Annotated in this window: 21 protein-coding genes and 1 pseudogene; 8 read left to right on the top strand and 14 right to left on the bottom strand. The window is 73.9% G+C overall.

The annotated features are described in order from the left end of the window. Nucleotides 1-7 precede the first annotated feature (7 nt). Nucleotides 8-856, bottom strand: a complete 849-nt coding sequence (locus tag GA0070560_RS29605) for a tyrosine-type recombinase/integrase (RefSeq protein WP_245675663.1) — start codon at nucleotides 854-856, stop codon at nucleotides 8-10. Nucleotides 857-860: 4 nt separating this feature from the next. Here GA0070560_RS29605 and GA0070560_RS29165 point away from each other — a divergent pair, with 4 nt between their 5' ends. The 3 genes from GA0070560_RS29165 to GA0070560_RS22895 all read left to right on the top strand — a co-directional run bounded on the left by GA0070560_RS29165 (nucleotide 861) and on the right by GA0070560_RS22895 (nucleotide 5,135). After that, the gene (locus GA0070560_RS29165) at nucleotides 861-1,073 is read left to right on the top strand and encodes a hypothetical protein (RefSeq protein WP_211565957.1); all 213 of its coding nucleotides are present in this window, start codon (nucleotides 861-863) and stop codon (nucleotides 1,071-1,073) included. A gap of 779 nt (nucleotides 1,074-1,852) precedes the next feature. Then, nucleotides 1,853-1,975 (top strand): hypothetical protein, encoded by a 123-nt coding sequence (locus tag GA0070560_RS29835; RefSeq protein ID WP_281184975.1) that lies wholly within the window; start codon nucleotides 1,853-1,855, stop codon nucleotides 1,973-1,975. Nucleotides 1,976-2,288: 313 nt separating this feature from the next. Further along, nucleotides 2,289-5,135, top strand: a complete 2,847-nt coding sequence (locus GA0070560_RS22895; protein ID WP_091301290.1) for an Hsp70 family protein — start codon at nucleotides 2,289-2,291, stop codon at nucleotides 5,133-5,135. Nucleotides 5,136-5,165: 30 nt separating this feature from the next. Here the strand turns inward: GA0070560_RS22895 and GA0070560_RS22890 are convergent, their stop codons facing one another. The 3 genes from GA0070560_RS22890 to GA0070560_RS22880 form a co-directional block, all read right to left on the bottom strand. Further along, nucleotides 5,166-7,046, bottom strand: coding sequence for a propionyl-CoA synthetase (locus GA0070560_RS22890; RefSeq protein ID WP_091301287.1), 1,881 nt, complete (start codon nucleotides 7,044-7,046; stop codon nucleotides 5,166-5,168). Between the two features lie 236 nt (nucleotides 7,047-7,282). Beyond that, complete coding sequence (locus GA0070560_RS22885; protein WP_091301286.1) at nucleotides 7,283-8,080, bottom strand: S1 family peptidase; 798 nt, start codon at nucleotides 8,078-8,080, stop codon at nucleotides 7,283-7,285. Between the two features lie 277 nt (nucleotides 8,081-8,357). After that, nucleotides 8,358-8,897 (bottom strand): hypothetical protein, encoded by a 540-nt coding sequence (locus tag GA0070560_RS22880; protein ID WP_091301283.1) that lies wholly within the window; start codon nucleotides 8,895-8,897, stop codon nucleotides 8,358-8,360. A gap of 101 nt (nucleotides 8,898-8,998) precedes the next feature. Between GA0070560_RS22880 and GA0070560_RS22875 the strand changes: the two genes are divergently transcribed. Both GA0070560_RS22875 and GA0070560_RS22870 read left to right on the top strand, forming a co-directional pair. Further along, a complete protein-coding gene (locus GA0070560_RS22875) occupies nucleotides 8,999-10,234 on the top strand; it encodes a GNAT family N-acetyltransferase (RefSeq protein WP_245675662.1) in 1,236 nt (411 codons plus the stop codon). Nucleotides 10,235-10,284: 50 nt separating this feature from the next. After that, complete coding sequence (locus GA0070560_RS22870) at nucleotides 10,285-10,617, top strand: hypothetical protein (protein WP_091301282.1); 333 nt, start codon at nucleotides 10,285-10,287, stop codon at nucleotides 10,615-10,617. Nucleotides 10,618-10,656: 39 nt separating this feature from the next. Here GA0070560_RS22870 and GA0070560_RS22865 read toward each other — a convergent pair whose 3' ends face one another. The 4 genes from GA0070560_RS22865 to GA0070560_RS22850 form a co-directional block, all read right to left on the bottom strand. After that, nucleotides 10,657-11,124: a ribose-5-phosphate isomerase gene (locus tag GA0070560_RS22865; RefSeq protein ID WP_091301280.1), complete on the bottom strand. Its 468-nt coding sequence runs from the start codon at nucleotides 11,122-11,124 to the stop codon at nucleotides 10,657-10,659. A gap of 63 nt (nucleotides 11,125-11,187) precedes the next feature. Next, the gene (locus GA0070560_RS22860) at nucleotides 11,188-12,399 is read right to left on the bottom strand and encodes a DUF1015 family protein (protein WP_091301278.1); all 1,212 of its coding nucleotides are present in this window, start codon (nucleotides 12,397-12,399) and stop codon (nucleotides 11,188-11,190) included. A 71-nt stretch (nucleotides 12,400-12,470) separates the two neighbouring features. Further along, nucleotides 12,471-12,779 carry a hypothetical protein gene (locus GA0070560_RS22855; RefSeq protein ID WP_091301276.1) on the bottom strand — a complete coding sequence of 103 codons (309 nt, stop codon included), beginning with the start codon at nucleotides 12,777-12,779 and terminating at the stop codon, nucleotides 12,471-12,473. Nucleotides 12,780-12,874: 95 nt separating this feature from the next. After that, nucleotides 12,875-13,474 (bottom strand): mycothiol-dependent nitroreductase Rv2466c family protein, encoded by a 600-nt coding sequence (locus tag GA0070560_RS22850; RefSeq protein ID WP_425412698.1) that lies wholly within the window; start codon nucleotides 13,472-13,474, stop codon nucleotides 12,875-12,877. A 245-nt stretch (nucleotides 13,475-13,719) separates the two neighbouring features. Between GA0070560_RS22850 and pepN the strand changes: the two genes are divergently transcribed. Both pepN and GA0070560_RS22840 read left to right on the top strand, forming a co-directional pair. Then, on the top strand, nucleotides 13,720-16,266 hold the full coding sequence (gene pepN / locus GA0070560_RS22845) for an aminopeptidase N (RefSeq protein WP_091301273.1): 2,547 nt from the start codon (nucleotides 13,720-13,722) through the stop codon (nucleotides 16,264-16,266). A gap of 81 nt (nucleotides 16,267-16,347) precedes the next feature. Beyond that, on the top strand, nucleotides 16,348-16,608 hold the full coding sequence (locus GA0070560_RS22840) for a hypothetical protein (protein WP_091301334.1): 261 nt from the start codon (nucleotides 16,348-16,350) through the stop codon (nucleotides 16,606-16,608). 65 nt (nucleotides 16,609-16,673) lie between these two features. On the opposite strand, the gene GA0070560_RS22835 is transcribed toward GA0070560_RS22840, so the two are convergent. Genes GA0070560_RS22835 through GA0070560_RS22825 form a run of 3 tightly spaced genes read right to left on the bottom strand, consistent with a single transcriptional unit; the run spans nucleotide 16,674 to nucleotide 18,894 of the window. After that, entirely contained in the window at nucleotides 16,674-17,087 is a 414-nt protein-coding gene (locus GA0070560_RS22835; RefSeq protein WP_091301271.1) for a DUF5130 family protein, read from the bottom strand. Beyond that, nucleotides 17,074-17,376 (bottom strand): aa3-type cytochrome oxidase subunit CtaJ, encoded by a 303-nt coding sequence (gene ctaJ, locus GA0070560_RS22830; protein ID WP_091301269.1) that lies wholly within the window; start codon nucleotides 17,374-17,376, stop codon nucleotides 17,074-17,076. The genes GA0070560_RS22835 and ctaJ overlap by 14 nt, the downstream gene beginning before the upstream one ends. A 54-nt stretch (nucleotides 17,377-17,430) precedes the next feature. Then, nucleotides 17,431-18,894 (bottom strand): amidase, encoded by a 1,464-nt coding sequence (locus GA0070560_RS22825; protein WP_091301267.1) that lies wholly within the window; start codon nucleotides 18,892-18,894, stop codon nucleotides 17,431-17,433. A 285-nt stretch (nucleotides 18,895-19,179) separates the two neighbouring features. Between GA0070560_RS22825 and GA0070560_RS22820 the strand changes: the two are divergent. Further along, nucleotides 19,180-20,060 (top strand): annotated as a pseudogene (locus GA0070560_RS22820) (poly(ethylene terephthalate) hydrolase family protein). A gap of 48 nt (nucleotides 20,061-20,108) precedes the next feature. On the opposite strand, the gene GA0070560_RS22815 reads toward GA0070560_RS22820, so the two are convergent. From GA0070560_RS22815 to GA0070560_RS22805, 3 genes are read right to left on the bottom strand one after another with little or no spacing between them, the layout of a single operon-like run. Continuing rightward, nucleotides 20,109-21,161, bottom strand: a complete 1,053-nt coding sequence (locus GA0070560_RS22815) for an amidohydrolase family protein (protein WP_091301265.1) — start codon at nucleotides 21,159-21,161, stop codon at nucleotides 20,109-20,111. Next, nucleotides 21,161-21,685 carry a 3-hydroxyanthranilate 3,4-dioxygenase gene (locus GA0070560_RS22810; RefSeq protein ID WP_091301264.1) on the bottom strand — a complete coding sequence of 175 codons (525 nt, stop codon included), beginning with the start codon at nucleotides 21,683-21,685 and terminating at the stop codon, nucleotides 21,161-21,163. Before GA0070560_RS22810 ends, GA0070560_RS22815 begins: the two co-directional genes overlap by 1 nt. Continuing rightward, nucleotides 21,682-22,110, bottom strand: coding sequence for a RidA family protein (locus GA0070560_RS22805; RefSeq protein ID WP_091301332.1), 429 nt, complete (start codon nucleotides 22,108-22,110; stop codon nucleotides 21,682-21,684). Before GA0070560_RS22805 ends, GA0070560_RS22810 begins: the two co-directional genes overlap by 4 nt.

The raw sequence follows: 22,110 nt of genomic DNA, 5'->3' as shown, positions 1-22,110 counted from the left end.
TCTCGTTTCAGCCCTTCTTGATCTTGCGTGCCATTGGCGTGCCAGTAGCGCCACCCGTGCCGTCCGAGGCGGGTTCGCGTGCCGGTCGCTTCGGCTTCGTGCCGTTGGTCGCCTTGCGCGCCGCCGGCTGCTCCTTGGTCGCCTTGCCCTTGGTCTTGCTCGCCTTGGCCGGCGCCGCCGCGCGCTTCGCCTGCTTGACGATCCGGCGGTCCATGGCGTCAGCGATCTCCCGGTCCCGCTCGCTGTTCGCGTGCTGGTAGATCAGGGCCGCCCGCATGCTGGCGTGACCCATCCGGTGCATCAGGTCCCGGGTGCTGGCCCCGGTCGCCGCCGCCAGGTTGTTGCCGGTGTGCCGCAGATCGTGGAAGTGGAACCCCTCCGGCATGCCAGCCGCCCGCAGTGCCGCCGCCCAGCCGACCGCCCGGCGGAAGTTGCCGGAACGCAGCACCGCCCCCTTGTCCCCCGTGAAGACCAGCGCTTCCGGCTCCTCGCCCACGTACTCGGCCAGGTGCTCGGCGAGCGCCGTCCGGGCCGCCGACGGCAGGGTCACGGTGCGATTGCTCGCCACCGACTTGGGCGGGCCGAACTCCATCCGGCTGCGTAGCGCCGCCAGCTTGCGCGGGACGCGGACCGTACCGGCCGTGAGGTCGACATCCGAGCGGCGCAGCGCCGCCAGCTCGCCCCAGCGGAGCCCGGAGAACGCCGCGACGATCACCAGCGCGGAGAACCGGGGCGGCATCCGCTTGGCGAGCGCGAGGACCTGGGCGACGGTCGCCACCGGCCGCTCCGGCGTGTGATAGCGGTCATAGCCGGGGATGCGGCAGGGGTTCTGCCGGATCAGCTCGTCTTCCTTCACGGCGGTGTTCAGGATCGCCCGAAGGAGCAAGGCGCCGCGCAAGCGCGGCGCGTTGGCCGCGCACTGGCCTGCTGGCGGCCTCCGGCCGGCATCGGCCGCGCGCGGCCAACCATGGCTCGTGCTACGCCTGGGGAGCAATGATCGCGGCCTCTATGCGCAGTCCAACGCCGACGAGTACCAGGAGGCCAGCGAGGACGTGAGGTTCCGTCTGCCCTGAGTCGCTCAACGCGGTGAGCGCGGAGATCAGCAAGCCTGCCAGCAATGACGCCGTGCCTACTACTCGTCTGGTGGCGGCTCGCCGGGATCGAAGGTCCACTGCGGGACCGTACCGGAGACCGGACATCGAAACTGTCCGCCTGGCGACTGACCAGCGACTTGCGGTCGTGACGATCGTGGGGTGGTCAACCGCCGTCGTGGTTGGGGCGATCGGCTGCCGCGCCGCTTCGCGGCTTGCCACCAGGTGACGGGGTCCAGGCGCGCGGAAAGCCGGCGACACGGCAAGCCGCCCCCGACCCGAGAGGCCGGGGGCGGTAAGCCGCACGCCGCCGGACAGCCACGCGCCCACCGCGCAGCCGTGCCAGCCACGTGCCAGTAGCCGATGTCCCAGACGGTCCCCAGCGGTCATGATCGGGCACCAGGACCCGGCCACTGACCAGGCGATCCGGGCAGATCATGACAGCCGAGAACGATCTTCCAAACTGACGGTGCGGGTTCGATTCCCGTCGCCCGCTCCACCGCCCTCCGACCCAGGTCAGAGGCGATAGTCCGTACCCGGCTCGACAGGCTGCCCGCAGCCGACCAGCCACCCCTGCCGGCCTTGGGCCAACTCCCGGCTCGGTGAGCCGGTTCATGTCCAGGATCGCCCAGGTGAGGGCGACGCCTGGGAGTAGACCGACCGTCACCAGGGTGCCGACCAGCAGGGGTACGGGTGGACGTCGCCGTGCCACCAGCCGGAACAGCGCCGTGCCGGCGGCGGCGCCGAGAAGGGTGCCCGTGATGGTGGCGGCGAGGAACTTGTCGGGCGCGGCCGGTGCGACGCTCAGCCTCGACCCGCTCGCCGAGTGGGCGAGCGTGACCAGCAGCCCGTCCCGCTCGGCCCGCCAGTCGTCGCAGGGGTAGCTCGGCACGCGGCGCAGGCCCTGCCACCCCTGCGTCGCGGCGTTGCGTCGCAGCTGTTCGGAGAGCGCGCAGTCGGTACGGTCGTTTGGGGTCCTGAACCTGTCGGGTGAGCCGCCCGGGCCGTCGACGGGCAACTCGACCGTGGCGTCCTGGTCCGCGACCGCGCGGAAGCCGTCGTCGCGGATCCGACCCCACCGCCGTCCGTACCGGTGTGGTCACCGTCCGGCGAGGGCGAGCCGGCCGGCCCGGACGGCGGGCGCGGGCTGCGTACGATGCGCTGCGGCATCCCTCGTCGGCGTGGAGGTATCGACCGGTGGCAGGCCAGCAGGACGGGTTCGCCCTCGGCGTCGACCTCGGCACCTCCAACACGGTGGCGGTGCTGCGCTGGCCGGACGGTCGGACCCGGCCGCTGCTGGTGGACGGGCACCCGATCCTCCCCTCCGGGGTGTACGCCGACACCGACGGCCGGCTGCACGTCGGCAGGGACGCGCAGCGGCTGGCACAGGCCGACCCGGCCGGCTACGAGCCGAACCCGAAACGCCGGGTGGACGACGAGACCGTCCTGCTGGGCGGCCGGACGTACCCCCCGGCGGAGCTGCTGGCAGCGACACTGCACGTGGTGGCCGAGTCGGCGGTGGCGGCGACCGGTTTCCTGCCGCCGGCGGTGGTCACCTACCCGGCGGCCTGGACGGCGTCGCGCCGGCAGGTGCTGCACGAGGCGCTGGCGCTGGCCGGCTGGCCCTCGGCGGCCGAGCACACCATGTCCGGGCCGATCGCGCCCGGCACCCGCCTGCTGCGCGAGCCGGTGGCCGCCGCCCGCTACTACACCCAGGTGCTGCGCCGGCCGGTGCCGGTCGGCGGGGCGGTCGCGGTGTTCGACTTCGGCGGCGGGACCCTCGACGTCGCGGTGGTCCGCAACGAGGGCGCCGACCCGTGGGGCGACTCCGGCTTCACCGTCGTCGCCGACGGCGGGGTGCCCGACCTCGGTGGGCTCGACCTCGACGCCGCCCTGGTGCAGCGGCTCGGCGAGCTGGTCGCCCCCGCCCACCCCGAGCGGTGGGCGCGGCTGACCGACCCGGGGACCACCACCGACCGGCGGGACCGGCAGCAGCTCTGGGACAACGTACGCGGCGCGAAGGAAATGCTCTCCCGGGCCGAGGTCGCGCCGGTGGCCGTACCGGGGGTGGAGGCGGCGGTCCGGCTGACCCGGGAGGACCTGGAACGGCTCGCCACTCCCCTGCTGGCCCGGGCGGTCGCCGCGACCCGGGACGTCGTGGCCGCGGCAGGGCTGACCCCCGGGCAGCTCGCCGGGCTCTTCCTGGTCGGTGGATCGTCCCGGGTGCCACTGGTGGCGCGGATGCTGCACGCCGAGCTGGGCGTCGCGCCGACCGTGCTGGAACAGCCCGAACTCCCGGTCGCCGAGGGGGCGCTGACCGACCTGCCGCTGCCCCGGCCGGCCACCCGCCCGGCGGGCGCGATTCCACCGCCGCCCGTGGTGCCGCCGGCCGTCGGCCCGCACGGCACCCGGCCCGAACCCGCCCCCGGCCCACACGGCACCCGACCCGAGGCCGCGCCCGCCGCCGGCCCGCACGGCACCTTGGCTTCCGTGCCCGGCCACACCCTGGCCGCCCCGTCCGCGGGACACACCCCGCCGGGGCCGCCCGCCGGGGCCGCACCGCCCGCCGGGAACGTGCTCGGCGGGCACCCGCCCGCCCCGGCGTCGCCGGCGTCACCCGGGCACCGCGCGCCGGGCGTACCCGGTCAGGGCGGTCCGGGCGTACCCGGATCCGGATCCCCGGTCTCCCTCGTGGCGGGCCCGGCCCGACGTGGCCGGCGGGGTCTGTGGATCGCGGCCGGCGCGGGCCTCGCGCTGGCCGGTGTGGTGGCCGCGACGGTGCTCTGGGTGATCCGGGACCGCTACCCGGCGCTGGAGTTCCGCACCCTGAGCGAGGTGGCCCGGCCGGCGGCGGGGGCGGAGCGGTCGACGGCGATGTTCACCGCGGTGCTCGACGACCGCGCCTACCTGGCCCACCAGCGCGACGACGACCGGCTGGAGGTGGTGTCGGTCGACACCGGCACCGGCCGGGAGCGCTGGCGGGTGTCCACCCGCACCGGTGCGGACCGGTGGGACGGCATCCGGGCCCTGCCGGGTGCGGTCGCGCTGCTCGCCGACGCCGGCGGCGACAGCACCCCGCGCGACCTGGTGGTGCTCGACGCCGGCTCCGGCGAGCAGCGCTGGCGGCACAGCGTCCGGGGCGACGACGAGCTGTTCCTCGGCCGGGACACGGTGGTGTGGCTGGACCGGACCGGTGACCGGCTGGTCGGGCTGCGGCTGAGCGACGGCTCGCAGCGGTGGCACCAGGACAACCCGCGCAACGACTACGGCGCCCGTACCCGCGTCGTGCCGGTCGGCACCGAGGAGGCGCTGGGCGGTTCCGCCGATGTCGACGGCTCGCCCCGGGCGCCCTGGCTCGGTGGCGCCGACCGGCTCGTGCAGGTGGGCACGGACCGCTCGGTCCGGGTGATCGACATGGACAGCGGGAAGGTGCTGCGCCGCCGGCCGAACGTCGCCGACGTCGACGACCCGGTGGCGGCCCGCGACGACCGGCTGTACGTCACCGAGGACGCCCGGCTGCTCTCCTACGACCTCGGCAGCCTCGGCGAGCCGTCGGTGCTCTACACCGCTCCCGACGACCGGCGCCGGGTGAAGGCGCTGGTCGCCTGCGGCGAGCACCGGGCCTGCCTGCTGGAGGAGCAGGCCGGCGAGGCGGAGCGGACCGAGGTGGTGGTGGCCACCGAGGGCGAGGGCATCCGGCGCTGGGCCGCGCCGAAGGCCACCGGGCTCGTCCCGTTCGGCGAGCACCTGCTGGCCGAGCGGACCTACCCGCGCAGCTTCACCCTCTTCGACGCCGACGGCAAGGCGGTGCTGCGTGACCGGGACGGCGTGGCGGGCCGGGTGGACGCCGGGAATCTGCTGGTCTTCGCCGACGCGCCGAGCAGCGTCGAGGACGACCGCAGCGTGGCCGGGGTTTCGGCGGCCGGGGCGCTGACCGAGCTGGGCGAACTGAAGGCCGTCCGCAGCGAGTCCTGCTCGTGGAACGCCGAGGTGATCGCCTGCGGCGCGGAGAAGGACTTCGTGCTGTACCGGTTCGTGGACTGACCCAGGTTGCGCGGGGCGGCCGGCGGCACGTCACCCGGCGTCGCCGAGGTCGCGGAAGACCGCCAGCGTCGAGGCGTCGTCGATGGTGGCCGGCACCGGTTCGTCCCGCCCCTCCACCAGGCCCCGCATGGTCCGGCGGAGAATCTTGCCGGAGCGGGTCTTCGGCAACGCCGGCACCACGGTCACCCGGCGGAACGCGGCCACCGGCCCGATCCGCTGCCGGACCAGCGCCACCAGTTCGGCGGCGAGGGTGTCCGGGTCGACGTCGACGCCCGCCTTGAGCACCACGTACCCGCTGGGCACCTGACCCTTGAGCTGGTCGGCGACGCCGATCACCGCGCACTCGGCCACCGCCGGGTGCCCGGCCAGAACCTCCTCCATCGCCCCGGTGGAGAGCCGGTGCCCGGCCACGTTGATCACGTCGTCGGTGCGGCCCATCACGTACAGGTAGCCGTCGGTGTCGAATCGGCCGCCGTCGCCGGTGAGGTAGCAGCCGGGGAAGGCGTTCAGGTAGGAGCGGACGTACCGGTCGTCGTCGCCCCAGAGAGTGGGCAGGCAGCCCGGGGGCAACGGCAGCCGGATCACGATCGAGCCGTCCGTGCCGGCGGGCACCTGCGCGCCCCGGCCGTCCACCACCCGGACGTCGTACCCGGGCACCGGCACCGAGGGCGAGCCCGGCTTCAGCGGCATCGGCTCCAGCCCGCGCAGGTTCGCCGCGACCGGCCAGCCGGTCTCGGTCTGCCACCAGTTGTCCACCACCGGCACGCCGAGCCGCTGCGACGCCCATTCCCAGGTGTCCGGGTCGAGCCGTTCACCGGCGAGGAAGAGGGTGCGCAGGCTCGACAGGTCGTACCGGCCGATCAGGTCGCCGGCCGGGTCCTGGCGGCGGATCGCCCGGATCGCGGTGGGCGCGGTGAACAGCGCGGCGACCCGGTGCTCGGCCGCCACCCGCCAGAACGCCCCGGCGTCCGGGGTGCCGACCGGCTTGCCCTCGTAGAGCACGGTGGTGGCACCGGTGAGCAGCGGCCCGTAGACGATGTACGAGTGGCCGACCACCCAGCCGACGTCGGAGGCGGCCCAGAACACGTCGCCCGGCCCGATGCCGTACACGTTCTTCATCGACCAGCGCAGCGCCACCGCGTGCCCGCCGTTGTCCCGGACCACGCCCTTCGGCCTGCCCGTGGTGCCGGAGGTGTAGAGGACGTAGAGCGGGTCCGTCGCGGCGACCGGCACGCAGTCGACGGGTTCCGCGCCGTCCAGCGCCTCGTCCCAGGTCAGGTCCCGGCCCGGGGTGAGCGGGGCGGGATGCTGCGGGCGCTGCACGATCACGCAGTGCGCGGGGGCGTGCTCCGCCTCCTGGAGCGCGGCGGCGAGGATCGGGTGGTACGGCACGATCCGGTCCACCTCGATGCCGCAGGAGGTGGCGACGACCACCTTCGGGCGGGCGTCGTCGAGGCGTACCGCCAGTTCGTGGGCGGCGAAGCCGCCGAAGACCACCGAGTGGACCGCGCCGATGCGGGCGCAGGCCAGCATCGCGACCACCGCCTCCGGCACCATCGCCAGGTAGAGCAGGACCCGGTCGCCGCGCTGCACGCCGAGCCGGCGCAGTGCTCCGGCGAACCGGGCCGTGGCGTCGCGCAGTTCGGCGTAGGTGTACGTGGTCACCGTGCCGGTGACCGGGCTGTCGTGGATGAGCGCCGGCTGGTCGCCCCGGCCGGCGGCCACGTGCCGGTCCAACGCGTTGTGGCAGGTGTTCAGCTCCGCGTCGGGGAACCACCGGTACAGCGGCGCCGCGCTGTCGTCGAGGATCCGCTGCGGCGGCCGGTGCCAGTCGATGTCCGCCGCCGCGTCCCGCCAGAAGCCCTCCGGGTCGGCGATGCTCCGCTCGTACGCCTCTCGATACGCGCCCATGGCGACATGCTCGACGCCTCCGGGGACGGGCACGAGGGCCGGTCGGTCCCGCTGCGCCGGAAGGGCCGCTGGCGTCGCCGAGCGGCGGCCGGCGCGTCGTTTCCACCCGCACCCGGGCAGGGACCGGTGCGCCGGCGACGGGAGTGGCCGTCGTGGCGCACCGGTCCGTGCTCCCCCGTGCCCCGGCCGGGCAGGCGGCCCGGCGGGACGGGCTCAACCGGCGGGGGCGGGCGGGCTCAGCCGCCGAGGCTGGCGGCGGCCGAGGCGATCTGCGGGGCGAACGTGCTCACCTGGGTGTAGACGCCCGGGTAGTTGGGACGGGCGCAGCCGTAGCCCCAGCTGACGATGCCGACCTGGATCCACGCGTTGTTGGCGTCCCGGCGGAACATGGGGCCACCGGAGTCACCCTGGCAGGTGTCGGTCCCGCCGCCGGCGTAGCCGGCGCAGATCTCCTCGGCCGGGATGAGGTCGCCGCCGTAGGAGGCCGCGCAGCTCGCGTCGCTGACGAAGGGCACGTTGGCCTTGAGCAGGTACCGCTGCTGCGGGCCGCCCTCGCGGGCCGCACCCCAGCCGGCGACGGTGAAGGTGCCGCTGTCGTACGCGGTGGTGGTGGCGATGCGCAGGGTGGACAGGCTGGTGACCGGAGTGGCGAGCCGGATGAGCGCCCAGTCCTTGCCGCTGCCGTTGTAGCCGGGGGCCCGGTAGACGTAGTTGGACCGGACCTGGATGCGGCTGCTCGACTGGAGGTCGACCACGCCGAGGGTCGCGGTGATGCTGGTGTTCGTCCCGGTACGGCCCACGCAGTGGGCGGCGGTGAGCACCAGGCGGGGGCTGTAGAGGGCCCCGCCGCACCCCATCGAGAGCCGGACCATGAACGGGAACTCGCCCTGCGCGGCCCGGGTGCCACCGACGACGTACGGGGTGACGTCGCTGGTGGGCGCGGCGGTGGCCGGGGCGGCCAGCACCAGGGATCCGGCGGTCACCGCCACCATCGCGGCGGCCATCCGGCCGATGAGTCTGCGCCAACGGTTCACTGGGCCTCCAACCTTCGGCGGCGCACCTCGTGGGAACGCCGGTTCGTTGGCGGGAGCCTAGAACCAGATATCGATGAGCTTCAACATATTGTTGTGATCATACGACTGTCGCCGGGACGGCGGGTCGACCGGCCCGGGCACGGATGAACCTGCTCCGGCGGGGTAAGACAACCGCGGCCCTGGAGGAGAGCGACCGGCGTCGCGGCACCCCGCGACCGGACGCGCGGGCGGGCCGGCACACGCCGACCCGCCCGCCGTACCGCCGCACCGCAGCCGGTCAGCCGCCGGTGAGGAAGTTCCAGACGGAGACGACCCACGCGGTCTGCTGCAGGTAGGCGACCCCGACGCCGACCAGGAAGACTGCCGTCACCAGGTGCGCGCCACGCGCGCTGCGCCGGATCCGCCCGAGCTGCCGCTCCCAGATCACCCGCCCGACCAGCCGGGCGAGGAAGAACAGACCGACCGCGACGAGCAGGCTCAACACGAAGGTCAGCAGCGGCGCGCCCAGGTTGCCCCGGCCGGAGATGGCCCAGATCCCCCAGCAGACGAACGCGAAGAGCGCCCCGGCGAAGCTCCACTCCCGGCCCCGACGCCACTGGGCGACGTACCAGCTCATCGGCCGGCGGGACGTCTCGGACCCGGACCAGGCGTGGTCGTCGTGACCCACCACCGGGAACTGCTCGGTGCGGGGCGTCCGGCGCTGCCCGACCGAGGCGATGCCCCGGCGGAACGCGTCCCGCTGCGGCGGCACCCCCACACCGGGCTGCGGCGGCACCTCGACGGTCCGCTCGGCCCACGGGTGTGTCTGGTCTGCCATCTCGTCGTCCTCCCCCTGACCGGGTACCGGCCTCCGCCTACGAGGGTAGCCAGCCGGCAAAGGGGTCGCCGCCCCGCGCGATGATCGGATAGACAGGTTCGGTGACCGATACCGCACCCACCGTGGTGGTACCCGGGCCCGACGAGTTCGACGACATCGCCCAGCTGATCGCCGACGCCTTCCACCATCCGATCGACCCGGAGACCCACGAGGCCGAACGCGCGATCTTCGAACCCGAACGGGCGCTGCTGGTCCGCGACGGGCCGACCGCCGTGGCGCACGCCGCCGCGTTCACCCGCACGCTCAGCGTGCCGGGGGCGACCGTGCCGGCCGCGCACGTGACGATGGTGGCGGTGGCGACCACGCACCGCCGCCGCGGCCTGCTCCGCACGCTGATGCACCGGCAGCTGCGGGAGATCCACGACGCCGGCCGGGAACCGGTCGCCGTGCTCTGGGCCAGCGAGGGGCGCATCTACCCCCGGTTCGGCTACGGGCTGGCCGCACAGCGCCTCACCCTGGACTGCCCGGCCACCACCGAACTGCGGCTGCCGGAGCCGGCGCCCGCCGCGGGCACGCTCCGCCAGGCCGCGCCGGCCGCGGTGCAGCCCGAACTGGCCCGGCTGTACGACCGGCTGCGCGTCGACCGCCCCGGCTGGTCGGACCGGGACGAGCGCTGGTGGCGGTACGTGCTCAACGACCCGTCCGGTGAGCGGGGCGGCGCGACCGCACGCCGGGCCCTGCTGCACGACGGACCGAACGGGCTGGACGGGTACGCGCTCTGGCGCAGCAGGCCGGAGTGGCAACGCACCGGACCGACCGGGCTGGTCCAGGTCGACGAGGTGGTGGCCGCCGGCCCGGACGCGTACCTGGCGATCTGGCGGACGCTGCTCTCGGTCGACCTGACCCGGCGGCTCACCTACTTCCGCGCCCCCGTGGACGATCCGCTGCTGCGCCTGGTCAACGAGCCACGCCAGCTCGGGCCACAGCTGATGGACGCGCTCTGGGTGCGGGTGGTGGACGTCCCCGCCGCGCTGGCCGCCCGCCGGTACGCCACCGCGGTGGACGTGGTGGTCGAGGTGACCGACCCCCTGCTGCCGGAGAACACCGGCCGGTGGCGGCTCACCGGCGGCCCGCAGGGGGCGACGTGCGCCCGCACGGACGACCCGGCGGAGCTGGCCTGTGACGTGCGCTGCCTCGGCGAGCTCTACCTCGGCGGGGCCGGATTGACCGCGCTGGCCGCCGCGGGCCGGGTGCGGGAGCTGCGTCCCGGCACGCTCGCCGCCACCGGCCCGGCTTTCGGCTGGCATCGTGCCCCGGCGCCGATGGAGATCTTCTGAGCCGCGCCGACCCCGGTGCCCGTGCGCTCCCGGGGCGGTACGGTCGGCAGATGGCGGATGTGGAGCGCCGGCGACGCCGGCTGCGGCACCAGCCCGACGGCGCGACCGGGGAGAGCGACGGCCCGACCGCGGCCACGGCCGAGGTGCACGAACAGACGTCCGCCCCCCGGGCCCGCCGGGGCGGGACGGGTGGCGACGAGGGTGAGCGGGGGCTGCGGGGCCTGGTCGGCTCCGGGTCGTCCCAGGTGGGTGTCCGCGCGGCGATACGGGCCCGGGACGCCGCCCGGCCGAGCGAAGAGGACCTGGCTGACGCCGAGGCCCGACTGGTGATCATCCGGCGGAACTGGGTGCCCCGGGAGGAGCTGCCCCGTTCCGGTCGGTGACCCGACCGGCCCCGGGCGGGACCGGCCGGGTCGGTGGGGTCAGGGCAGTTCGGGAAGCTCGCGGGTGCGCTCGTACGCGGCGACCTGGTCGATCCGGCGGGAGTGCCGCTCGTTGCCGGAGAACGGCGTGGTGAGGAACGCCTCGACGATGGCGGTCGCCTCGTCCAGGGTGTGCTGGCGGGCGCCGACGGCCACCACGTTGGCGTCGTTGTGCTCCCGGCCGAGCTGGGCGGTGTCGATGTTCCAGGCCAGTGCGGCGCGGACGCCGACGACCTTGTTGGCGGCGATCTGCTCGCCGTTGCCGGAGCCGCCGATGACCACCCCGAGGCTGCCCGGGTCGTCGACCACCCGCTGGCCGGTGTGCAGGCAGAAGGCCGGGTAGTCGTCGTCCGGGTCGAAGGCGTGCGGGCCGACGTCGACCACCTCGTACCCCTGCTTGGCCAGATGGTTGGCCAGGTGCACCTTCAACTCGAAACCGGCGTGGTCGGATCCCAGGTAGACGCGCATACCGCGCAGTCTGTCAGGCCGCCTCCCGGCACGCCGAGCGGGCGGCGTGCCGGGGCGGATTCGTCACACGGCGGCGCGGGACAGCTCGGCGACGACCAGGCCGCCGCGCGCCTTCGGGGTGAACCAGGTGCTCTTGCGCGGCATCTTCTCGCGGGCCAGGTTCACCGCGACGAAGTCGTCCACCGTCACCGGGGCGACGAGGATCGCCAGCTCGGCCCGGCCGGCGTCGACCTCACCGGTGAGCCAGCTCGCCGGGTAGTCGCCGCCGACGTAGGTGATCCGCTTGTCGCCGGGGTCGAGGCCGAGCGCCTCGCGCAGCAGCAGCCGCTCGACCAGGGCGTGGTCGAGGTTCTCCAGCCGGCCGGCGGTGCCGTCGTGCGGCAGCCGGACCGCGTACCCCTGGCCGGCGAGGCGGAGGTGGACGGTGCCACCGGCCGCCGGAACCTCGACCGGATCGACGATCTCGGTGATCTCCGCGCCCGCGGCGCGGAGCCGGTCGAGCAGTTCGCCCGGCGTGGTGGTCAGCTCGCTGACCAGCCGGTTGTAGGGCTGGATGGCGACCGACGCCGGGGTGGTGACCACGGCGAGGAAGCGCGGCAGGCCACCGGTCTGCGCGGCCAGGCTGCGGTGGTTGCCGTCGGCGACCACCAGCTCGCCGCCGCCGGCCAGGGCGGCCAGCGCGTCCTGCTCCGGGCCGGGGCCGAGCAGCCAGATGGCGTGCGTCCGCCCGGCCTGGTCGGTGTCGGTCGCGGCCGGCACGCCGGCCGACTCGGTCGCCGCCGCGAGGGCGGCGTGCAGTTCGTCGCCCCGCCCGGTCTGGAGCAGGAGCACGGGCGAGAGCAGGTGCCCGAGCGTCTCGGCGAGCGCCACCCGCTCCCGGACCTTGGCGATGAAGACGTCCTCGTTGCGGATGACCAGTCCGGGCTCGTCGGCGCTGGTGGAGATCTGGTCGGTGTCGACCATGGCGAAGAGGCCGTACGCCGGCTCCTCCCCCGGCGCACTGATCCGGTAGAGGACCACGGCCTGCTCGGCCGGCGTGTAGCTGCCGTCGGCCTTCGCCTCGGCGAGCCGGGCCACCGCGTCCGGAAGCGCGTCGAGGAAGGACTTCCCGAGGCTCTCCGGCGCCCGGTGGGGCATCTCGATGCCGAGGGCACTGTGCGGGTTCGCCTCGATGATCGCGGTGATCTCCGCGTCGTCGGCGAACTCGTCGTAGTTCTGCGCGCCGGTGCCGCCAGTGGTGATCCAGGCCCGGGCGATCGGATGCACGACCGTCATGGGAGATGACGCTACCGGCGTCGGCCGCTGGTACGACGCGGACCCCGCGCCGGGTCCACCAGATGAACCGGTCACCCCTGCTCGGCCTGGCCCTTGGCCCGCCGGTGCCGGCCGGAGAGGTCGGACGCGGGCCGGCGGGCCGGGCCGACGGGGCGCGGCAGCCGGGCCGGGCCGGTGCCGGGCGGGGTGGCCCGGGAGGTGATCGGCACACGGGCGACGCCGACCACGATCGGTGGGGCGAGCAGGTCGACCATGTCGTCGGGCAGGTGCGGCCGGACCACGGGCCAGCGGCAGTCGTCGACCGACCAGTACGCGGCGTCACCGACCACCTCCTCACCGGTCGGCGGGTCGTCGGCGGGCGGACGGCGATGCTTGGCCATCGGGTGTGAGCCTCCGGGTCGGCCGGGTGCGGCCGCGGCGGGCCGCTGCGGGGACACCGGGTGAAACGACCCCGCAGCGGCCGGGTGACGCTCGGTCAGTCGAAGAGCGGGCCCAGCTCGCGGGAGCGCTTCAGCTCGTAGAAGCCGGGGGTGCCGGCGACCAGCAGCACACCGTCGAAGAGCCGGCCGGCGGCCTCGCCCTTCGGGGCCGGGGTGACCACCGGGCCGAAGAAGGCCACCGTGCCGCCGTCCGGGCCCGGGGCGTGCACGACCGGGGTGCCGACGTCGGTGCCGACCGGCCGCATGCCCGCCTCGTGGCTGGCCCGCAGCGCCTCGTCGTACTCGCCCGAGTCGGCGGCGTCGGCGAACGAGGCGTCCAGCCCGACGTCGGTGAGCGCCCCGACGACCATCTCCCGGCCGAGGGGCTCCTTGCCCAGGTGGATCCGGGTGCCCATGGCGGTGTAGAGCTTCGCCAGCGTCGCGCCGCCGTGCGCCTGCTCCACCGCGATGCAGACCCGCACCGGCCCCCAGCCCTGACGCATCAGGTCCACGTACTCCTCGGGCAGGTCCCGGCCCTCGTTGAGCACCGACAGGCTCATCACGTGGAAGCGGATCTCCACGTCCCGGACCTTCTCCACCTCCAGCAGCCAACGGGAGGTGATCCACGCCCACGGGCACAGCGGGTCGAACCACATGTCGACAGTGGCACGCTCGGTCACGGTGAGGTCCCTTCACGACGAGAGCGCCGACGGCACCGGCGCCCGTAGTTCCGATCCTCACCCCGACAGGCATCGACCGTTCAACGAATGAGAGCGTGACCTCGACCACCGAGGGGCGTCGGTGCATGGAAGACTCGGCTCGGGCCGGCCACCACGAGCGGCCGGCGGGCTGGCGCGGCCGTGAGGCGGCGAGAGTGGGATGGAGACGAACAGTGCCGGGAGTGCGCAACCTGACCCAGGTCGAGGCCACCGAGCGGGCCCGCCTGCTCGACGTGACCGGGTACGACATCAGCCTGGACCTGTCGACCGCGGTGCAGGCCGAGGGCCACACCTTCCGGTCGGTGACCGAGATCCGGTTCCGCTGCACCGAGCCGGGCGCCAGCACCTTCATCGAGGCCGCCGCCGAGTCGGTACGGTCGGCGACGTTGAACGGCACGCCCGTCGACCTGTCCGGCTGGTCGGCCGAGAAGGGGCTGACCCTCACCGGGCTGTCCGCCGAGAACACCCTCGTCGTGGACGCGGACTTCGCGTACTCCAACAGCGGGCAGGGCCTGCACCGCACGGTGGACCCGGTCGACGGGGAGACGTACCTCTACAGCCAGTTCGAGACGGCCGACGCGCAGAAGGTCTTCGCCTGCTTCGACCAGCCCGACCTGAAGAGCGTCTACACCTGGCACGCCACCGTCCCGGAGCACTGGCGGGTGGTGTCCAACATGCCTGTGGAGCGCGAAGAGCCGGCCGGTGAGGCGCTCAAGACCGTGCACTTCGTGGAGTCGGCGCGGATGAGCACCTACATCACCGCGCTCTGCGCCGGGCCGTACCACGAGGTGCGCGACAGCCACGACGGCATCGACCTGGGCGTCTTCTGCCGGGCCTCGATGGCGCCGCACCTGGACTCCGACGACCTGTTCCTGATCACCAAGCAGGGCTTCGACTTCTTCCACGAGCAGTTCGGGGTGCGCTACCCGCTGCCCAAGTACGACCAGCTCTGGGTACCGGACTTCAACGCCGGCGCGATGGAGAACTTCGGCTGCGTCACCCACGCCGAGTCGCACTACCTGTTCCGCTCCCAGGTCACCGACTTCGAGTACGAGCAGCGGGCCAACACGATCCTGCACGAGCTGGCGCACATGTGGTTCGGTGACCTGGTCACCATGCGCTGGTGGAACGACCTGTGGCTCAACGAGTCGTTCGCCGAGTGGGCCAGCCACTGGTGCAACACCCACGCCACCCGGTTCTCCGAGGCGTGGACGACGTTCCTGTCGATCCGCAAGAACTGGGGCTACCGGCAGGACCAGCTCTCCTCCACCCACCCGGTCTACTGCGAGATGCCGGACCTGGAGGCGGTCGAGGTCAACTTCGACGGCATCACGTACGCCAAGGGCGCCAGCGTGCTCAAACAGCTCGTGGCGTACGTCGGCGAGGAGCCGTTCCTGGCCGGCCTGCGCGCGTACTTCGGCAAGCACGCCTGGGGCAACGCCACCTTCGACGACCTGCTCTCCGAACTGGAGACCGCCTCCGGCCGCGAGCTGCGCAAGTTCGCCGCGCAGTGGCTGGAGACCGCGCAGGTCAACACGCTGCGCCCCGAGGTGACCGTCGGCGCGGACGGCACGTACGAGCGGGTGCTGGTCCGCCAGGAGGCGCCGGCCGGACACCCGACGCTGCGTACCCACCGGATCGGCGTGGGCCTCTACGACCTGACCGACGGGCGGCTGGTCCGCCGGGAGCGGGTCGAGGTGGACGTCACCGGCGACCGGACCGAACTCTCCGTCCTGCACGGCCGGCCCGCCGCCGACGTGCTGCTGCTCAACGACGACGACCTGACGTACACGAAGCTGCGGCTCGACGAGCGGTCGATGTCGACGGTGGTGCAGCACATCGGCGGCTTCGAGTCGTCGCTGGCCCGGGCACTGTGCTGGACGGCCGCCTGGGACATGGTCCGGGACGCGGAACTCTCCGCCCGTGACTACGTCGCGCTGGTGCTGGCCGGTCTGCCCGCGGAGACCGACATCAACCTGGTCACCGCCACCCTGCGGCAGGCGCGCACCACCCTCACCTACTACGCCGACCCGGCGTGGGCACCGACCGGCTGGGCGGAGCTGGCCCGCACCGCGCGGGCGACGCTGGCGGCCGCCGAGCCGGGCAGCGGCTTCCAGCTCGCCTGGGCACGCGCGTACGCGTCGGCGGCCCGGTCGGCGGAGGACCTGGCGACGCTGCGTGGCTGGCTGAACGGCAGCGACGTGCCGGCCGGGCTGACCATCGACACCGAACTGCGCTGGACGCTCCTCGAGGCGCTGGTGGCCAACGGGGCGGCCGGCGCGGGCGAGGTCGAGGCCGAGCTGGCCGGCGACCGGACGGCCAGCGGCGAGCGGGAGGCCGCGTACACGCACGCGCTGGTGCCGACCCCGGAGAACAAGGCGGCGGTGTGGGCGCAGCTGACCGGGCCGGAAGCGCTGCCGAACTGGCGTAACCGGGCGCTGCTGCAGGGCTTCACCCACGCGGCGCAGGTGGAGCTCACCGCACCGTACCGGGAGCGGTACTTCGCCACGGTGGCGCAGGTCTGGGCGCAGCGCGACAGCGAGCCGGCGCAGGAGTTCGTGCAGCTCGCCTACCCCGCCCACCTGGTCGAGGAGGAGACGGTGGCGGCCACCGACGCGTGGCTCGCGCAGGAGGGGCACCCGGCGTCGCTGCGCCGGCTGGTCGCCGAGGGCCGCGACGGCGTGGTCCGCGCGCTCAGGGCCCGTGCGCGGGACGCCCGCAGCGCCTGATCGGAAGCACGCGGCCGGGGCCGGTGTGGGCGCAGGTCCACGCCGGCCCCGGCCGTTGACGTGGCTGAGGAGGTGGACGTGATGGCACGACCGACCTACGAGTGGCGCCCACCCGAGCGACCGTGGGAGGAACAGGACCTGTCCGGTCTTCCGGAGGACGGTAACCGCTACGAGATCATCGACGGGAGCCTGCACGTGACCCCACCCGCCGGGCCGGAACACCACGAAATCGGCGTCCGGGTGGTCCACTACCACCTCGTCGGCGCGATCGGGCCGGACTATCCGGTACAGATCGACGAGCCGTGGTCGATGCGGCTCGACCCGAGCGTCCGGCCCCGCTGACCGGGACACGGAAAAGCCCGGCCCGCGCATGGCGCGCGGACCGGGCTTCGTCGTATATGACCGGCTCAGCCCCTGCCGGCGTGGCTGGCGAGCTGGTCGAGGCCCTGGATGATGCCGCCGGCCAGGTCGCCGCCGCCGAACGCCGCCACCATGGACAGCGCGGCGAGCTTGGCGTACGTGTCGGGGATGCGCTTGCGGGCGTGCCGGCCGGTGACGATCTCCAGCTGGCGCTGGTTGGGTGACACGGCGACCAGCACGGACTTGTCCGGCTCGGCGAGCTGGCGGTGCAGCCGCTCGGCGTGCTCCCGGATCGGCTCGTCGAGGCCACCCACGTACACCGAGAAGACCAGGCCGGTGCCCTGGTCGGCCAGGCGCAGCGCCTCGTCGATGCGGAGCAGCTGACGGGTCGAGAACGGCCCGTCCAGCACCTCGGGCGGGGTCCCCGTCCCGGCCTCGGCCCGCTTCTCACCAACGGTCACTTGCGCCTCCGGTTCCACCGGCCGGCGCCTCGACGCCGGCCTTCTCAAGCTTGTGGCTGGTCAGCGCCGGCGCCTGCGCGCCTGCGGCCAGAGCGGTGCCGGCCGAGTCGGCCAGCTGCTCCGGACGGCCGAGGAACCAGACCGGCGTGAAGTCGAAGCGGCGGCCCGGCCGGTAGCGCTTGGCGCCACCGCCGCCGCTGCGGTTGCCGGCGAAGACCAGCCCGGCGATCACCAGCACCACCGCCGCGGGGATGCCGGCGAAGATCAGCGCAGTCTCAGTGACAGACAATCCCAACGCCCCCAGGCGGAAAGAGAGACCAGAGCATCCGGTTCGGAAGGACGATCATGGCGTCGACCCCCCGACTCCGCTGCCATTCACGTTAGCGGAGTCGACGCCCCGCCAGATTGCGGGGTGCCGATCCCATCCGTCACTGCAGTGTTCCAGTTGCGCGGCAGTGGCGATCAACCGGGCGTCGTCGCCGTAGCGACCGGTCAACAGCACCCCGACGGGCAGGTCCGTCGCGGTCCGCCCGATCGGCAGCGAAACGGACGGCTGGCCCGTGACGTTGAAGACGGCGCAGAACGGCGAGAACCGTCGTTGCCGGTCGAAATCGGCGGCCGGGTCGCCGTCGGCGGTGAACCAGCCGACCGGGGCCTGCGGCGCGGCCAGGGTGGGGCACAGCAGCAGGTCGCAGCCGGCGGAACGGCGGGCGCCGAGGCGTACCTGGGCCTGGACCTCACCGAGGGTGGCCATCAGCGCGCCGGCGCCGACCTCCGCGCCCCGGGCACGCAGGTGACGGGTCAACGGCAGCAGCCGGGCCTCCCGCTCGGGCGGCACCGGGGCGAGCGCCAGCACGTACCAGAGGGTCTCGAAGAGCGGCCAGACCGCGGGGCCGAGCGGCGGGGCCACCTCGACCACCTCGTGGCCGGCGGCGGTGAGCAGGTCGGCGGCCCGGTCGACGGCGGCCAGGCAGTCGGGGTGGACCGGCTCGTCGGCGAGGATCGGCGCGGTGAACCGCCCGACCCGCAGTCGCCCGGGCGTGGCCCGGCGGGCGGCGGCCAGGTAGCCGCCGTCCGGCCGGGGTGGCGGCAGGTACGGCTCGCCGGGCACCGGCTCCGCCATGACGTCCAGCAGCGCCGCGACGTCGGCGACCGTACGCCCGATCGGGCCGTTGGTGGGCAGGCCGAACGCGCCGAAGCCGACCGGCCCGCCGGAGACCAGGCCGCGGCTGGGCTTGTAGCCGACCAGACCGCAGAGGGAGGCGGGGATGCGCAGCGACCCGCCACCGTCCGAGCCCTGGGCGACCGGGACCAGCCCGGTGGCCACCGCGGCCGCCGCGCCGCCGCTGGATCCGCCGGCGGTGCAGGCCAGGTCCCACGGGTTGCGGGCGGGCGGCGCGACCAGCCCTTCGGAGTAGAGCGAGCAGCCCAGCTCGGAGGTGGTGGTCTTGCCGAGGCTGACCAGCCCGGCGGTGGCCATCAGCCGGACCACGTCGGCGTCCAGCGGCGGGACGAAGTCGGTGAAGGCGGCCGAGCCGAAGGTGGTGCGCACCCCGGCGGTGAGGGTCAGGTCCTTGACCCCGGTCGGTACGCCGTGCAGTGGCCCGCGCCGCGCGGGCGGCACCGCGTCGGCGGCGCGGGCTGCGGCGAGCGCCCGCTCGGGCGTGACCGTGACGAACGCGCCGACGGTGTCCCCGAGGGCGGCCACCCGGGCCAGGTGGTGCGTGACCAGTTCCACGCTGGAGAGCTCGCCCCGCGCGACGGCGGCGGCCTGCTCCAGCGCGGTGAGGTCGTGCGGCTCGGCCATCCCGTCATCCTGCCGTCTCGACGCCCGGTTGGCCGTACGACACGACCGGCGGTGGCACGTCGCGCCGGTGGCACGCCTCATACCTCCCTGACATGACCCGGCCGGGATTGTCGGTCGCCGGGCGCGGGCGCGGACGATGACCCTACCGATCAGCGCCGATCGATATCGATCCGGTGGTCCCGACGACGGACCACCCGCCGCTCAACCCCGCAGGGAGCAGACAACGTGCAACCCGTCCCCGCCTTCGACGCTTCCGAGGTCCGGTCCCGGCCGGACCGCCGACGGATCCGCCACGCCCTCCGGCCGCTGCTGGCCCTCGCCCTGGTCGGCGCCGGGCTCACCGCCGCACCGGCCGCCGGCACCGCCGCACCCGACGTCGGCCCGGCCACGGTCAACCCGTACCAGCGCGGCCCCAACCCCACCGTGGCCAGCATCGAGGCGACCCGGGGCCCGTTCGCCACCGCCCAGACGACGATCGCCGCCTCCAGCGTCAGCGGCTTCCGCGGCGGCACCGTCTACTACCCCACCAGCACCGCCGAGGGGACCTTCGGCGCGGTGGCGATCTCACCCGGCTTCACCGCGACGCAGTCGAGCGTCGCGTGGCTCGGCCCCCGGCTGGCCTCGCAGGGCTCGTCATCACCATCGACACGCTGTCCCGCTACGACCAGCCGGCCAGCCGGGGCGCCCAACTGCTGGCCGCCCTGGACCACCTGACCACCGCCAGCTCCGTCCGCACCCGCATCGACCGGAACCGGCTCGCCGTGATGGGGCACTCCATGGGCGGCGGGGGCAGCCTGTCCGCGGCGAACACCCGGCCGACCCTGCAGGCGGCGATCCCACTGACCGGCTGGCACACCGTGAAGAACTGGTCGTCGGTACGGGTCCCGACGCTGGTCGTCGGGGCCGAGAACGACTCGGTCGCCCCGGTCTCCTCGCACTCGGAGCCCTTCTACACCAGCCTGCCCGCCACGCTCGACAAGGCGTACCTGGAACTGAACGCGGCCAGCCACTCGGCGCCCACGTCGGCGAACGTGACGGTGGCGAAGTACAGCATCTCCTGGCTCAAGCGGTTCGTCGACGACGACACCCGCTACGAACAGTTCCTCTGCCCCGCGCCCAGGGGCACGGCGATCCAGGAGCACCGGGACACCTGCCCGCACTCCTGACCCGAACCCGCCCCCGCCCGTGCGCGGGCTGCCGCCGACCGCGAACGGTCAGGACGACCGGGTCTCGGTGGCGAGCAGCCCGCGGACGGCGGACGGCCGGTCTGTGCCGAGGAAGCGCAGGGCGTTGCCGCCGAGCAGTTTGTCGCGCTCGGCGTCGGTGAGGAAGTCCGCCCGGTGCACCACCCGGCCCACCGGCCGCTCCCCCAGCGGATACGGATAGTCGCTGCCGAGCAGCACCCGGTCGACGCCCATCGTGTCGACCAGCAGCCGCAACGCGGCCGGCTCGAAGACCACCGAGTCCACGCAGAACCGGTCCAGATAGGAGCTGGGCGGCGCGGCGGAGACACCGCGTACCAGGTCACCGCGGCGGTGCCAGGCGTTGTCCGCCCGCCCCACCCAGAACGGGAAGCTGCCGCCGCCGTGCGCGAAGCAGATCCGCAGCGTGTCCGGCACCCGGTCGAAGACGCCGCCGAGGATCATCGCCAGCACCGACAGGTGGGTCTCGGCGGGCATGCCGGTGAGCCAACGGGCCATCCACCGGTCCAGCCGTGGCCCACCGGGCATGTCCCACGGGTGCACGAAGACCGGCGCGCCCACCTCGGCGCAGTGGGTCAGGAACTGCACGATCCCGGCGTCGTCCAGGTCGCGGTCGCCGACGTGGTTGCCGATCTCCACGCCCGCGTGGCCCGCCGCCAGGCAGCGGTCCAGCTCGGCGCAGGCCGCGTCCGGGTCCTGCAACGGCACCTGGCAGAACGGCACCAGCCGCCCGCCGCCCGCCCCGGTGACCTCCAGGGTGAGGTCGTTGAAGATCCGGGCCACCTTGACCGCCTGGTCGGCGGGGCGGTCGTAGCCGAAGAAGACCGGGGTGGGCGAGACCACCTGCACGTCGACGCCGTCGGCGGCCATGTCGGCCAGCCGGGTGTCGGCGTCCCAGCACTGCGCGCCGACCGGCCGGAACTCCGACTCCCCCACCATGATCATGGCGGCGCGCTCCGAGTCGACCCGCAACCAGGGCCAGCCGGCCCCACCGCACGCCGCGGTGAGGTCCGGCCACCCCTTCGGTACGACGTGCGTGTGCACGTCCACCACCGGTCCGCTCATCAGCCCTTCCCCGGGTGCAACGCGCCGCAGTTGTCGCAGGTGCGGGCCTGCTCGTCGGCGTAGAACGCCTGGAACACCGGAGGTAGGTCGGCAGCGATGTCGCGGACCTGGAGTTCCACCTCGTGCACCTGGTGCCCGCACTCCGGGCAGTACCACTGGAACTTCTCCAGCGTGCCCTCCTCGCGGACCCGCTCGACCACCACGCCGATCGAGCCAGCCTCCGGCCGCTGCGGCGAGTGCGGCGTGTTGCGCGGCAGCATCCACATCTGCCCCTCGCGCACATGCACCGTACGCGGCCCCTCCGGCGTCATCAGGTTGATGTGCATGTTGCCCTTGACCTGGTAGAAGAACTCCTCGTACGGGTCGACGTGGAAGTCGGTGCGCTGGTTCGGCCCGCCGACCACCATCACGATGAAGTCGTCCGAGCCCGGGAACATCTCCCGGTTGCCCACCGGCGGCTTGAGCAGGTGCTGGTTCTCCGCGATCCACCCGGGAAAGCTGAACGGCTCCGCGATCTCACTCACGACTGACCTCCTGACGGAAGAAGGGCCACGGCCTGGATCTCGATCAGCAGGTGCGGGTGCGGAAGCTGGTGCACCGCCACGGTCGTCCGGGTCGGCCCGGTGGCGTCGAAGAACTCCGCCCACACCTCGTTGTACCCACCGAAGTCGTTCATGTTGACCAGGTAGGAGGTCACCTGGACGAGGTCGGCGAGGTCCGCGCCCACCGACCGGAGCAGGTCCCGCACGTTGCCGATGACGGCCCGGGTCTGCTCGCGGATGTCGAGGTCCGTGGTCCCGAACTCGTCCACCCGTACCCCGGCGAAGGTGTTGTCCGGCCGGCGGGACGACGTACCCGAGACGAAGACGAACCCGCCCGCGACCTTGACGTGCGGGAACGACCCGCGCGGCACAGCCTTGCCGGCGACGACGCGGGCGCCGTCAACCAC

The organism is Micromonospora halophytica, from assembly GCF_900090245.1.
GTDB lineage: Bacteria > Actinomycetota > Actinomycetes > Mycobacteriales > Micromonosporaceae > Micromonospora > Micromonospora halophytica.
Note: the sequence above shows the minus strand (reverse complement) of the source record. Positions and strands in the feature narration are given on the sequence as shown.

What these genes read in the sequence shown, in the direction of transcription:
- GA0070560_RS29835 (WP_281184975.1), top strand. Translation starts at nt 1,853, where the DNA reads ATGGTGGCGGCGAGGAACTTGTCGGGCGCGGCCGGTGCGACGCTCAGC.
- GA0070560_RS22890 (WP_091301287.1), bottom strand. Translation starts at nt 7,046, where the DNA reads ATGGGCGCGTATCGAGAGGCGTACGAGCGGAGCATCGCCGACCCGGAG.
- GA0070560_RS22880 (WP_091301283.1), bottom strand. Translation starts at nt 8,897, where the DNA reads ATGGCAGACCAGACACACCCGTGGGCCGAGCGGACCGTCGAGGTGCCG.
- GA0070560_RS22870 (WP_091301282.1), top strand. Translation starts at nt 10,285, where the DNA reads ATGGCGGATGTGGAGCGCCGGCGACGCCGGCTGCGGCACCAGCCCGAC.
- GA0070560_RS22865 (WP_091301280.1), bottom strand. Translation starts at nt 11,124, where the DNA reads ATGCGCGTCTACCTGGGATCCGACCACGCCGGTTTCGAGTTGAAGGTG.
- GA0070560_RS22860 (WP_091301278.1), bottom strand. Translation starts at nt 12,399, where the DNA reads ATGACGGTCGTGCATCCGATCGCCCGGGCCTGGATCACCACTGGCGGC.
- GA0070560_RS22855 (WP_091301276.1), bottom strand. Translation starts at nt 12,779, where the DNA reads ATGGCCAAGCATCGCCGTCCGCCCGCCGACGACCCGCCGACCGGTGAG.
- GA0070560_RS22850 (WP_425412698.1), bottom strand. Translation starts at nt 13,474, where the DNA reads ATGTGGTTCGACCCGCTGTGCCCGTGGGCGTGGATCACCTCCCGTTGG.
- GA0070560_RS22840 (WP_091301334.1), top strand. Translation starts at nt 16,348, where the DNA reads ATGGCACGACCGACCTACGAGTGGCGCCCACCCGAGCGACCGTGGGAG.
- GA0070560_RS22825 (WP_091301267.1), bottom strand. Translation starts at nt 18,894, where the DNA reads ATGGCCGAGCCGCACGACCTCACCGCGCTGGAGCAGGCCGCCGCCGTC.
- GA0070560_RS22815 (WP_091301265.1), bottom strand. Translation starts at nt 21,161, where the DNA reads ATGAGCGGACCGGTGGTGGACGTGCACACGCACGTCGTACCGAAGGGG.